This window comes from Tardiphaga sp. GW822-FHT04G09 (assembly GCF_058800725.1).
In genome coordinates, this window is the sequence record NZ_JBXAMO010000008.1 from 89,217 (window position 1) to 100,696 (window position 11,480).

Sequence of the window (11,480 nt, forward strand, 5' to 3'; positions counted from 1 at the left end):
TCTGGCAAGGAAGTCTTGAGCGAGGAAGGTGCTGAAGAAGCTTCAAACCTGATGCGGTGGCCGGTTCAAAAAACGAAACCGGTGCAAACCACATCCGCCTGCGTGGGGTGGGATGACGCGAATATAGAAAATCACAGGGTGTCGCGCAAGGAGCCGAAACGGCGGTTGTGATGAGAAATTTCGCCTAGAACGGCTTCACGATCACCAAAATCACGATCACGATCATTAAAAATGTCGGTATCTCATTGATAAAACGATAGAATTTAGAAGACCGCTTGTTTTTGTCCTGAGCAAAATCACGCACCCGGCCGCTCAGGAAGCCATGAACCCCGGACATCAGCAGTACCAGCGTCAGTTTGACGTGAAACCAGCCCGCACTGAACCAGTGACCCGCCCAGGCCAGATACAGGCCGAGGATCCAGGTTGCGATCATCGCTGGGTTGATGATCGCCCTGAGCAGACGACGCTCCATCACCTTGAAAGTTTCGGATTGCTTCGAGCCGATCTCCGCATCGCAGTGATAGACGAACAGTCGCGGCAGATAGAGCATGCCCGCCATCCACGAGATGACGGCGATCACATGCAGCGCCTTGGCCCATTCATACATTCGAAAGTTCTTTCCAGCATCACTGCGTCACATCGCACGTGCTGACACCGGAACATTTCACCGGAAAGCCGCGTTGCAGGACACGCCGATACAGAGCGGATCGTCGCACTATCCGCAAGCCATCCTTCTCTTAAATAATATTTATAGAATCTTAGGTTTGAGTCTAAGTGACAGTGGATTTCAGCCGCCCAAAACAATCCCAGAACTGTCCCGCGCTTATGCACATCGCCGCGTGATTTTCCGTCAGCCGCTTGCATGCAATATCCATATGCAGCGCAAGGGCTTACCGTCGTCGTGCACTGGATTATCCCAAGACAAACCCGGATAACCCCATTATCATTTCAGGCAGCCTCAGAGCTTTTCCTTTTCATGAGCCCTGTGAAGAAAAAACCGAGTTATCCCGGGCCTGCAGCGGCGGTGGTCGATATCCCGGAAAAGCTCCACAGAGATTCACAGGACATACACGATCATGGTGCCCACCACCGGCAGCTATTTTCATCTCCATCTGGTCTCCGATTCGACCGGTGAGACGCTGATCACGGTGGCCCGCGCCGTCGCCGCGCAATACGCCAATGTCACGCCCGTCGAACATGTCTACCCGCTGGTCCGCAGCCAGAAGCAACTCGATCGCGTGCTTTCCGAAATCGAGGAAGCGCCGGGCATCGTTCTCTTTACGCTGCTGGAAAAAGATCTCGTCGGCCGGCTAGAAGCCAAGTGCCAGGAAATCAACAGCCCGAGCCTGTCGATTATCGGGCCCGTGATGCAGCTTTTTCAGGCCTATCTCGGTGCGTCGACCACCGGCCGCGTCGGTGCGCAACACACGCTCAATGCCGAATATTTCAAGCGCATTGACGCGCTGAATTATTCGATGATGCATGACGACGGCCAGCATGTCGAAGGCCTCGAAGAAGCCGACGTGGTTCTCGTTGGCGTATCGCGCACGTCGAAGACGCCAACATCGATCTATCTTGCCAATCGTGGTGTGCGCACGGCCAACGTGCCGCTCGTCCCCGGCATCCCCATTCCCCATCAGCTTGAGACGTTGAAAAACCCGCTGGTGGTCAGCCTGCACGCGACGCCGGAGCGGTTGATTCAGATTCGCCAGAATCGGCTTCTCAGCATTGGCAGCGACACAACCAATGACGACTATATTGATCGCCAGTCGGTCACCGATGAAGTGACCTATGCGCGCAAGCTCAGCGCCAAATACGGCTGGGCTTTATTGGAAGTGACACGTCGCTCGATCGAGGAAACCGCGGCGGCCATCATGAAACTGTTGGCCGATCGCCAGCGTCAGAGGATGTCCGAATGACCATTTGGTGCGGCGTGCAGTCGCTGATTCTGGCGTCGCAGAGTTTGGCCCGTCGTGAGTTGCTGGCCAATGCTGGCATTACGTTTGATGCGATGCCCGCGGATATAGACGAGCGCGACATTCAGCAGAAATCCGGATTGACTGCACCGGGCGAGATCGCAGCCTTGCTCGCCGAGCGGAAGGCCGCCTTCATCTCGCTGCGCCATCCCGGTCGCTATGTTCTTGGCGCCGACCAGACCCTGGCGCTGGGTGACAGGATGTTCAGCAAACCTGCAGGCCGCGAACAGGCTGCGGAACAACTCGCCGCACTTGCTGGCCGGACTCACGAATTGCATTCAGCGCTTGCCGTCGTTTGCGATGGCGCGACGTTGTTCTCCAATGTCTCGGTGGCGCATATGACCATGCGCAAGCTGGATGATGCCGCAATCAATGCCTATCTTGATGCCGCGGGCGACAGGGTGACGACGAGTGTCGGCGCCTATCAGCTTGAAGGGCTGGGTGTGCATCTGTTCGAGTTGATCGAAGGCGATCACTTTACAATTCTCGGTCTGCCACTACTGCCGCTGCTGAGTTTCCTGCGCGGCGAAGAGATGATCGCGATCTGATTTTAATGAGGGCTTGATGCGCGTATTGGGGCTGACGGGTTCGATCGGGATGGGCAAATCCACCACGGCGAAGTTGTTCATGGAAGCCGGGGTGCCAGTCTATGATGCCGACGCTACCGTGCACATGATCTATGAGGGTGAGGCTGCACCGCTGATTGAAGCGGCGTTTCCCGGAACCACCGTGAACGGCAAGGTCGATCGCACGAAGCTCTCGCCGCTGGTGGTGCACGATGCTGCCGCCATGAAGAAGCTGGAGCAGATTGTGCATCCCCTGCTCGGCGCCTATCACAGGAAGTTCCTGGACGATGCGGAGAAATCGGGCGCGCCGGTGGCGGTGGTCGATGTGCCCCTGCTCTATGAGACCGGTGGCGAAAAACGCGTCGATGCCGTGGTCGTGGTGTCCACCAATCCCGAGCAACAGCGTGAACGCATTCTCGCGCGCGAGGGTATGACGGCCGAGAAACTCGATGCCATTTTGGCGCGGCAGCTGCCTGACGCTGAAAAGCGCAAGCGCGCCGACTTCGTGGTGGATACGTCGAACGGATTGGACCCTGTACGGGAGCAGATCCGTGAAATTCTCGCCGAGGCTGTTAAGATGCCACGCAGAAGACCCTAATCCTGGGCCCTGATTGCCCCTTGATTCGACAACCGGCTTATTTCGATGCGCGAAATCGTCATGGATACCGAAACCACCGGCCTGGATCCCCTCCGGGGCGATCGACTGGTGGAAATCGGTTGCCTCGAAATCTTCAACCGGATGCCGACCGGCCAGACCTTCCATGTTTACATCAATCCCGAACGCGACATGCCACAGGAAGCGTTCAACGTGCACGGGCTGTCGGCCGAGTTCCTGTCGACCAAGCCGCTGTTCCACGAGGTGGTTGACGACTTCCTGGCCTTCATCGGCGATTCGCCGCTGGTGATTCATAATGGCATGTTCGACCTCGGCTTCATCAATGCCGAACTCGATCGCATCAAGCGCCCGCCGGTGCCACGCGATCGTCTCGTCGATACGCTGCTGCTGGCGCGCCGCAAGCATCCTGGTGTGTCGAACAAGCTCGACGATCTCTGCGCCCGCTATGCGATCGACAATTCCCGCCGCACCAAGCACGGCGCACTGCTCGACTCCGAATTGCTGGCGGAGGTCTATATCGACCTGATCGGCGCCCGGCAGTCGCAACTGATTCTGGCGGACGAAGCACCAGCGCAGCCAACCGGCAGTATCAATGACGCTCCACGCCGCCAGCGCGAGATTGCGCTCGCGCCGCGCGTGACCGAAGCGGATCGCATCGAGCACCGCGCCTTTGTCGCGACCATGGGCGACAAGGCGATCTGGAATGAATTTCTGGGACCGGCGTCATAAAACGAAAATGGCCGGGACAAGCCCGGCCATGACGTAAACTGGTTGGCAAAAATCGCCGAACTTAGTTCGACTTGCCAGCCTCGGCCTGCCCCTGGCGTTCCATGTTCTGGCGATACAGACCGACAAAATCCACGGGGTCGAGCATCAGCGGTGGGAAGCCGCCATCGCGCACCGCGGTGGCGATGATCTCACGGGCGAAGGGGAACAGCAGGCGCGGGCATTCGATCATGATCAGCGGGTGCAGGTTTTCCTGCGGCACGTTGACGATGCGGAACACGCCAGCATAGGCCAGTTCAAACGAGAACAGCACCGAGCCGGCGTTCTCTGCCTTGCCCTCGACCGACAGCGTCACTTCATATTCGCTCTCGGAGAGATTGTTGGCGCCGACATTGATCTGGATATTGATGTTCGGCTGCTGGGCCTGCGGCGCCAGCGAGGCCGGGGCGTTCGGATTCTCGAAGGAGAGATCCTTGGTGTACTGCGCCAGCACATTGAGCTGGGGGGGTGACTGCTCCGGAGGGGTACCGTTGCCGTTTGCCATCGAAAGTTCTCCTGAAGCGCTGTCGGGCGGGTGGAACCGGTTCGTCGCGGACCTCCGCGCGAACGGTCGAATGAGGTGATCGCGGCGAGTGGCTATCATAGGCCTGCGGCACTCCACAAGGATGCCCCCGCCACAACCTGGACGCTAGAAAATCGCTGGTTTGACCCATCACTTGGGCATGCAGGCGCAAAACCGGTCATATTCGTCCCGAATTCACGTTAAATGACTGAAAGTGCGGGTTTTCCTCGCCCGATCCGATTTCCTCCGCCGGGCAAACGCGCTAGAATTTATCGAACCGGTTGCGGTCGAGGCTGCCGGCGCGAAGGCCGCTTTGCCGCAGCTCGACACGATGGCGCGCCATTGGCTGGGCTTAGTTTCATGTCTACATGGAGCAGGTCCGCCCATGATGCGATCTCCCGACCTTGGGGAGCCGATTTCAGGACTGCGATGGGCGGCATAGTCTTCCGCCGGGCATGCCCGGCACCGATCAGAAAGCAATAAGACGTGGACATTTACACCATCATCTTCCTGGCACTGGCGGTCTTCATTTTCATCCGCCTGCGCAATGTGCTCGGACAGCGCACCGGCGAGGAGCGTCCGCCCTTCGACCGTGCTGCGCGTGATGTTCTGCCGCCCGAAGGCAATGTCGTGCCGATGCCGGGCGGTCCCATCGATCAGGCTGCGCCGGCACCAGCCGCTGACGTCTCTCCCGCCGAGCGCTGGAAGGGCATCACCGAACCGGGTACGCCGCTTGCCGCGGGTCTCGATGCCATTGTGGAACAGGATTCGTCGTTCGATCCCCGCCATTTCCTTACTGGCGCCAAGGGCGCCTATGAAATGATCGTGCTGGCTTTTGCCAATGGCGATCGCCGCTCGCTGAAGGACTTGTTGTCGTCGGAAGTGTTCGACAGCTTCGATGCCGTCATCAAGGACCGCGAGAAGAACGAGCAGAAGACCGAGACCCGTTTCGTGTCGATCGACAAGGCCGAACTGGTTGGCGCCGAAGTGCGCGATCGCGCGGCGCAGCTCACCGTGCGTTTCGTGTCGCAGATGATCTCTGTGACGCGCGACAAGACTGGTGCCGTGGTCGACGGCAATGCCGATAAGGTCAGCGACATTACCGACGTCTGGACATTTGCCCGCGACATCACTTCGCGCGATCCGAACTGGAAGCTGGTTGGCACCGGCAGCGTGCAGTAACGCTGCCAGGCTCGGCCGGCTTGCCGCGCTGTGCGTGATTGCTGCTGCGTTGGTCCCCGCCTCGGCAGACGCACGGGCTCGGCGTCAAGCCAAGCACGCCAAACATGATCCTGCACAATTCGTGTATGTCCCGCGGCACAATCCTCCGCGGGAATGGCCGTTCGAATTCACCGGCAGCCAGTATGAGCCCGTCGCCTGGGCCGATATCGCTGGCTGGCGTGACGACGATCACCTCCTCGCCTTCCAGGCGTTTCGCACCAGCTGCAAGCCGATCGTTGCTCAACGCAATCCGTCAACGGATTCGAAGGCGCTCGGTACAACGCTCCGTGATCCCTGCCGTGCTGCCAGGAGCAGCGATATTTCCGACAGTGCCAAGGCCCGCGCCTTCTTCGAAGACCATTTCCTGCCGCTGCGAATCTCGCGTCTCGGCGAGCCCGAGGGTTTTGTCACCGGCTATTACGAGCCGGTGATCGACGGTTCGCGCGCAAAGACAGACGTCTACACCGTGCCGGTCTATCGTCGCCCTTCAAACCTGTTCGTGCGCGGCTATAGCCAGTCATCCGCCAGCATGCCGAATGGCGGCGATGTGTTTCGCAAGATCGGTCGCCGCAAGCTCGTGCCCTATTACGATCGCGGTGAGATCGAGGATGGTGCGATTGCGGGGCGCGGACTCGAGATCGTCTGGCTGAAGAGCCAGACCGATCTGCTGTTCACCCAGATCCAGGGCTCGGCACGCGTGCGCCTCGAAGACGGCGGCATGGTGCGGATCAATTACGATGCGCATAATGGCTATCGCTACACGCCGGTCGGCCGCGTGCTGATCGATCGTGGCATCATTCCGCGCGAACAGATGTCGATGCAGCGCATCCGGCAATACATGGAAGAAAATCCGGATGCTGCGAGTGAACTGCGCCGGCAAAATCGGTCCTATGTGTTCTTCCGCGAGGTGCAGCTCTCCGACAAGGACGAAGCCGTCGGCGCCCAGGGCGTGCCGCTGACGCCGGGTCGATCCATCGCCGTCGACAAGTCGCTGCATGTCTATGGCACGCCGTTTTTCATCGAAGGCGATCTGCCGGTGAATTCGGAGACGGCAAAGACGCCATTCCGTCGCCTCATGGTGGCGCAGGATACGGGGTCAGCCATCATCGGACCGGCCCGCGCCGATCTGTATTTCGGCGCCGGTGCCGAGGCGGGCCGTGTCGCCGGCCGCATGCGCCATCCCGCGCGTTTTGTGATGCTGGTGCCGAAGAGTCTCGATCCCTCTGCGCGCGGCCATCACATGCCGCTGCCCGATGCGCGCCCTTCGGCGGTAATTGCAAAGCTGTTTCCGCAGACGGAGCCTAAACCCGTCGAAGCGCCAAAGACCGAGATCACGACGGTCGATAATAAAGCAGGCGCCAAGTCGAATGCGACTGCAACAGCCAAGCCTGACACATCATCCGCAGCCAAAACTCCTGCGCCGGGCGTTACCAGCGCACCGCCTCTGCCCGCTGCTAAACCAGTTGCGGCTGGAGCCGCGGTGGCCCCGATGGCGGCAACACCTGCTCCACCCGCAGTGCCATTGCCCGAAGCACGCCCGCAGGCGGCGCCTCAGGAGACCCGCCAGGCTGCGGCCGGGGCGAAATCCCAAGTGAAGTCTGAAGTGAAATCCGACGTGCAGCCGGAGATGAGGCCCGAAGCTAAAACCAGGCGCGCCAAACCGAAGCGCCGTCTGTATCGTCGTGCGCCACAGCAGCCGCAGTCCCTGTTCCGTTTCCCCTGGCAATGAAGCGTTCACGTCCGCCGCAACTCATTGATCCCGTAGTGTCGCGCCGTCGTCGCGCGCTGAGCGAGGAAGAGCGTGAGCTTTGGGAACTGGTTGCCAAGCAGGTCAAGCCGCTGCGCAAGAAGCGTGTGGTCAAGCCTGATCCCGTGGAAGACGCGCCCGTACCTGTGAAAGTAGCGGCGCCTAAAAAGACTGTTTCAGCGCCGCCAATAGCCGTCAAACCCGCAAAGCCGGCACCGCCGCCTGTGCCACCATTGGCGCCGCTTGGCCGCCGCGAACGTTCGCAACTGTCGCGCGGCCGCAAGGAGATCGATGCGCGGATTGACCTGCACGGCATGACGCAGACGCGCGCGCATCACGCGCTGTCCGCATTCCTGCATCGGGCAAGTCACGAAGGTCTCACCTTCGTTCTGGTCATCACCGGCAAGGGCCGCACGGTAGGTCCTGAAGCCGAACGCGGCATCCTGCGCCGTCAGGTACCGCTCTGGCTGGGATTGCCGGAATTCCGGTCGCTGGTGGTGGGATTCGAGGAAGCGCATATCGGGCACGGCGGTGCGGGCGCGCTGTATGTGCGGATCAGGCGGGCAAGGTAGCCACAAGCTTGTCATTCGGGAATGCACGCAAGGCGGCGAAGCCGAATGAAGTGCAGACCCGGAATCTCGCAGTGATTGGGGCCGCGCGAGGTTCGAGGTTCGCGCAAAGGGCACGCCCTCAGCCACTCCAATCGGAGTGGCAGGAGACGACGAGATTGGCGAACTACAAAATAAACCGGCTCAAATCCGAATTTTTCGCCAGATCCCCCACATGCTTCTGCACATAGGCTGCATCGACCCGGATGGTCTCGCCGTTGCGATCCGGCGCCGCGAAGGAAATCTCGTCGAGCACGCGCTCCATCACCGTCTGCAAGCGTCGTGCGCCGATATTCTCGACGGTTGAATTCACCGCTACAGCAACGTCGGCCAGCGCATCGATGGCATCATCCGCAAACTCAAGCGTCACGCCTTCGGTCTGCAGCAGCGCGACGTATTGCTTGATCAGTGACGCTTCCGGCTCGGTAAGAATGCGGCGCATGTCATCGCGGGTCAGCGGGTTGAGCTCGACGCGGATCGGCAGGCGGCCCTGCAGTTCCGGCAGCAGGTCTGACGGCTTGGCGATATGGAACGCGCCGGAGGCGATGAACAGGATGTGGTCGGTCTTCACCGCGCCGTGCTTGGTGGAGACCGTGGTGCCCTCGATCAGCGGCAGCAGGTCGCGCTGCACGCCTTCGCGCGAAACTTCGCCACCGCTGCGGCCGTCGCGCACGCAGATCTTGTCGATTTCATCAAGGAAAACGATTCCGTTGTTCTCGACTACGTTGATGGCCTCCTGCACCAGTGCGTCGCTGTCGAGCAGCTTGTCGGCCTCCTCATTCACCAGCGGCTCATGCGCATCTTCGACACGGAGGCGGCGCGTCTTGGTGCCCTTGCCCATCCTGCCGAAGATATCGCCGATCGAGATCGCGCCCATCTGCGCGCCGGGCATGCCCGGGATTTCGAACATCGAGGGGCCGCCGGAGGACTGCACCTCGATCTCGATTTCCTTGTCGTTGAGCTCGCCGGCGCGAAGCTTCTTGCGAAACGATTCTTTCGTGGCCGCACTCGCGGTGGCGCCCACCAGTGCATCGACCACGCGATCTTCTGCCGCGAGTTGCGCGCGGGCCTGGACGTCCTTGCGCTTGCGCTCGCGGGTCAGCGAGATCGCGACCTCGACGAGATCCCGGATGATCTGCTCGACGTCGCGGCCGACATAGCCGACCTCGGTGAATTTGGTGGCCTCAACCTTGATGAACGGTGCGCCAGCGAGCTTCGCCAGCCGGCGTGCGATCTCGGTCTTGCCGACGCCGGTGGGACCGATCATCAAGATGTTCTTCGGCAGCACTTCTTCGCGGAGCGATCCGGTCAGTTGCAGGCGCCGCCAGCGATTGCGCAGCGCGATGGACACGGCGCGCTTGGCGTCGTGCTGGCCGACGATGAACCGGTCAAGTTCGCTAACGATTTCGCGGGGAGAAAAGTCGCTCATGTCACTCTACGTAGGTTGAGAAGGGCGTTGGGACAAGCGGGTCAAATGATGGGTGGTCCGGCCTGCCAGGTTCGGATCGCTTCGAATGGATGAATCAGCATGATCACGTTCAAAGTGAGATTGTCGCGAATGTGCAGGCCGACCAGAATCTCGAATAGCAGTGCGATTGCGACGGTCGCGGCGACCGGCAGCTTCCGCGCCAGGATGAAGCCCGTGATCATCGACAGTGTATCAGCCAGCGAATTGACGATGCTGTCGCCGAAGTAATTCAGCGACATCGTACCCGCGCGATAGCGCTCGATGATCCAGCTCGAATTCTCCAGCAGCTCCCAGCCGCCTTCGATGAGTATGGCGACGATCAGGCGCGCGATCCAGGACAGTTGCGGAAACAGCAGCCAGGTGGCGGCGTAGAACAGGAAGCCATGAATAATATGGGAAAAAGTGTACCAGTCCGTGAGGTGCTGGGAGTTCTCCGAACTCAGCACCACGCCATGCCAGAGTTTTACATAGCCGCACGCGCAGATCGGCAATCGCCCCATCGCAAAAAGAAGAGCCGCCTGCAGCGCGAGCAGGCTCAGCGCGATCAGGGCGCTCTGCTTGACCGAGAGGTCGGTGACAGACGACGCGCGGGTATTGTGACCCGCGACGGTCATGCCTCCAGCATTTCCAGCGTTACGTTGCGGTTGGTGTAGACGCAGATATCGGCCGCGATATCCAGCGACTTGCGCACGATGGTCTCGGCATCCTGGTCGGTATCGACCAGCGCCCGCGCCGCAGCCAGTGCGTAATTGCCGCCGGAGCCGATGGCCATCACGCCGGCTTCCGGCTCCAGCACGTCGCCGGTGCCGGTCAGCACCAGCGAGACGTCCTTGTCCGCGACGATCATCATGGCCTCCAGCCGGCGCAGATACCGGTCGGTGCGCCAATCCTTGGCGAGTTCGACGGCCGCCCGGGTCAATTGGCCGGGATACTGCTCCAGTTTGGCTTCGAGACGCTCGAACAGCGTGAAGGCGTCCGCCGTGGCGCCGGCAAAGCCGCCGATCACGTCGCCTTTGCCCAGTTTACGGACCTTTTTGGCGTTGGATTTGATGACCGTCTGGCCGATCGAGACCTGGCCGTCGCCGCCGATCACGACTTTACCGCCCTTGCGGACGGTCAGGATGGTGGTGCCGTGCCAGACCGGGGATGATCCGTCATGGGAGGCCGAATAGGATGCGTTCATGGAAACCCTCTTGAGCGCCTGATCTAGGCACGGATACCGGCCGTTGCAAATCCGGTGAGGAAGGATAGGCCGGTGGCCGGTCGGCGCGGATTCCGGTCACCATAGGGGCAAAGATCGGTCCGGAATCGGCTCTCCCGCGGTAGCGAAGGTGTCATCTCCCTGTTAAAAGGACGCGTTTTCAGCAGGCGGAGAGGCGTTTTCATGCGCACGGCGACGATCAAGCGCAAAACCAAGGAAACCGATATCGAGGTCTCTGTGAACCTCGACGGCACCGGCGTGTCCAAATCGACCACCGGAATAGGTTTCTTCGACCATATGCTCGATCTGCTCGCCCGCCATTCCCGCATCGACGTCACCGTGAAGGCGGTCGGTGACCTCCATGTCGATTTCCACCACACCACCGAGGATGTCGGCATCGCGCTCGGCCAGGCGGTCAAGCAGGCGCTCGGCGATATGGCCGGGATCACCCGCTATGCCTCGGTCTATATGCCGATGGACGAGACCCTGACCCGGGTGGCGCTGGATATTTCCGGCCGGCCGGTGCTGGTGTTCAAGTCCGCCTTCCCGACCCACAAGATCGGCGAATTCGACACCGAACTGGTGCGCGAATGGTTCAATGCCTTTGCCGGCAATGCGGGCGTGACTTTGCACGTCGAAACCCTATATGGCGAGAACAGCCATCACATTGCCGAATCCTGCTTCAAGGGTCTGGCGCGGGCACTGCGGACGGCCGTTGCGATTGATCCGCGCAATGCCGGCGAAGTGCCATCCACCAAGGGTCAGCTCGGCGGCTGATCGGCCTCTACG

Annotated in this window: 13 protein-coding genes; 8 read left to right on the forward strand and 5 right to left on the reverse strand. The window is 60.6% G+C overall.

Translation table 11 applies throughout. The features are described from left to right. Positions 1–184: 184 nt before the first annotated feature. Positions 185–607 (reverse strand): protoporphyrinogen oxidase HemJ, encoded by a 423-nt coding sequence (hemJ, locus tag AC1RLZ_RS16080; protein ID WP_493189417.1) that lies wholly within the window; start codon positions 605–607, stop codon positions 185–187. 472 nt (positions 608–1,079) lie between these two features. Between hemJ and AC1RLZ_RS16085 the strand changes: the two genes are divergently transcribed. From AC1RLZ_RS16085 to dnaQ, 4 genes are read left to right on the forward strand one after another with little or no spacing between them, the layout of a single operon-like run. Then, positions 1,080–1,919 carry a pyruvate, water dikinase regulatory protein gene (locus tag AC1RLZ_RS16085; protein ID WP_149530365.1) on the forward strand — a complete coding sequence of 280 codons (840 nt, stop codon included), beginning with the start codon at positions 1,080–1,082 and terminating at the stop codon, positions 1,917–1,919. After that, the gene (locus AC1RLZ_RS16090) at positions 1,916–2,524 is read left to right on the forward strand and encodes a Maf family protein (protein WP_493189418.1); all 609 of its coding nucleotides are present in this window, start codon (positions 1,916–1,918) and stop codon (positions 2,522–2,524) included. The genes AC1RLZ_RS16085 and AC1RLZ_RS16090 overlap by 4 nt, the downstream gene beginning before the upstream one ends. Before the next feature lie 16 nt (positions 2,525–2,540). Continuing rightward, the gene (gene coaE / locus AC1RLZ_RS16095; protein ID WP_371423404.1) at positions 2,541–3,140 is read left to right on the forward strand and encodes a dephospho-CoA kinase; all 600 of its coding nucleotides are present in this window, start codon (positions 2,541–2,543) and stop codon (positions 3,138–3,140) included. 45 nt (positions 3,141–3,185) lie between these two features. Then, positions 3,186–3,887 (forward strand): DNA polymerase III subunit epsilon, encoded by a 702-nt coding sequence (dnaQ, locus tag AC1RLZ_RS16100; RefSeq protein WP_493189419.1) that lies wholly within the window; start codon positions 3,186–3,188, stop codon positions 3,885–3,887. 61 nt (positions 3,888–3,948) lie between these two features. Here the strand turns inward: dnaQ and secB are convergent, their stop codons facing one another. Next, a complete protein-coding gene (secB, locus tag AC1RLZ_RS16105; protein ID WP_493189420.1) occupies positions 3,949–4,428 on the reverse strand; it encodes a protein-export chaperone SecB in 480 nt (159 codons plus the stop codon). Between the two features lie 504 nt (positions 4,429–4,932). Here secB and AC1RLZ_RS16110 point away from each other — a divergent pair. Genes AC1RLZ_RS16110 through AC1RLZ_RS16120 form a run of 3 tightly spaced genes read left to right on the forward strand, consistent with a single transcriptional unit; the run spans position 4,933 to position 7,986 of the window. After that, positions 4,933–5,628, forward strand: coding sequence for a Tim44/TimA family putative adaptor protein (locus AC1RLZ_RS16110; protein ID WP_371423407.1), 696 nt, complete (start codon positions 4,933–4,935; stop codon positions 5,626–5,628). After that, positions 5,606–7,396, forward strand: coding sequence for a murein transglycosylase A (mltA, locus tag AC1RLZ_RS16115; RefSeq protein ID WP_493189421.1), 1,791 nt, complete (start codon positions 5,606–5,608; stop codon positions 7,394–7,396). The genes AC1RLZ_RS16110 and mltA overlap by 23 nt, the downstream gene beginning before the upstream one ends. Continuing rightward, the gene (locus AC1RLZ_RS16120; RefSeq protein WP_493189422.1) at positions 7,393–7,986 is read left to right on the forward strand and encodes a Smr/MutS family protein; all 594 of its coding nucleotides are present in this window, start codon (positions 7,393–7,395) and stop codon (positions 7,984–7,986) included. The genes mltA and AC1RLZ_RS16120 overlap by 4 nt, the downstream gene beginning before the upstream one ends. Before the next feature lie 163 nt (positions 7,987–8,149). Here the strand turns inward: AC1RLZ_RS16120 and hslU are convergent, their stop codons facing one another. The 3 genes from hslU to hslV are packed head-to-tail and all read right to left on the reverse strand — an operon-like array spanning position 8,150 to position 10,673. Next, the gene (hslU, locus tag AC1RLZ_RS16125) at positions 8,150–9,451 is read right to left on the reverse strand and encodes an ATP-dependent protease ATPase subunit HslU (protein ID WP_493189423.1); all 1,302 of its coding nucleotides are present in this window, start codon (positions 9,449–9,451) and stop codon (positions 8,150–8,152) included. Between the two features lie 41 nt (positions 9,452–9,492). Beyond that, positions 9,493–10,104, reverse strand: coding sequence for a DUF2585 domain-containing protein (locus tag AC1RLZ_RS16130; protein WP_493189424.1), 612 nt, complete (start codon positions 10,102–10,104; stop codon positions 9,493–9,495). Continuing rightward, positions 10,101–10,673: an ATP-dependent protease subunit HslV gene (gene hslV, locus AC1RLZ_RS16135; protein WP_068730238.1), complete on the reverse strand. Its 573-nt coding sequence runs from the start codon at positions 10,671–10,673 to the stop codon at positions 10,101–10,103. The genes AC1RLZ_RS16130 and hslV overlap by 4 nt, the downstream gene beginning before the upstream one ends. 201 nt (positions 10,674–10,874) lie before the next feature. Here hslV and hisB point away from each other — a divergent pair, with 201 nt between their 5' ends. Next, positions 10,875–11,468, forward strand: coding sequence for an imidazoleglycerol-phosphate dehydratase HisB (gene hisB, locus AC1RLZ_RS16140; protein WP_493189425.1), 594 nt, complete (start codon positions 10,875–10,877; stop codon positions 11,466–11,468). The last annotated feature ends 12 nt before the right edge of the window (positions 11,469–11,480 follow it).

What these genes read in the sequence shown, in the direction of transcription:
- hslV (WP_068730238.1), bottom strand. Translation starts at nt 10,673, where the DNA reads ATGAACGCATCCTATTCGGCCTCCCATGACGGATCATCCCCGGTCTGG.
- hisB (WP_493189425.1), top strand. Translation starts at nt 10,875, where the DNA reads ATGCGCACGGCGACGATCAAGCGCAAAACCAAGGAAACCGATATCGAG.
- hemJ (WP_493189417.1), bottom strand. Translation starts at nt 607, where the DNA reads ATGTATGAATGGGCCAAGGCGCTGCATGTGATCGCCGTCATCTCGTGG.
- AC1RLZ_RS16090 (WP_493189418.1), top strand. Translation starts at nt 1,916, where the DNA reads ATGACCATTTGGTGCGGCGTGCAGTCGCTGATTCTGGCGTCGCAGAGT.
- coaE (WP_371423404.1), top strand. Translation starts at nt 2,541, where the DNA reads ATGCGCGTATTGGGGCTGACGGGTTCGATCGGGATGGGCAAATCCACC.
- secB (WP_493189420.1), bottom strand. Translation starts at nt 4,428, where the DNA reads ATGGCAAACGGCAACGGTACCCCTCCGGAGCAGTCACCCCCCCAGCTC.
- AC1RLZ_RS16130 (WP_493189424.1), bottom strand. Translation starts at nt 10,104, where the DNA reads ATGACCGTCGCGGGTCACAATACCCGCGCGTCGTCTGTCACCGACCTC.
- dnaQ (WP_493189419.1), top strand. Translation starts at nt 3,186, where the DNA reads ATGCGCGAAATCGTCATGGATACCGAAACCACCGGCCTGGATCCCCTC.
- AC1RLZ_RS16120 (WP_493189422.1), top strand. Translation starts at nt 7,393, where the DNA reads ATGAAGCGTTCACGTCCGCCGCAACTCATTGATCCCGTAGTGTCGCGC.
- hslU (WP_493189423.1), bottom strand. Translation starts at nt 9,451, where the DNA reads ATGAGCGACTTTTCTCCCCGCGAAATCGTTAGCGAACTTGACCGGTTC.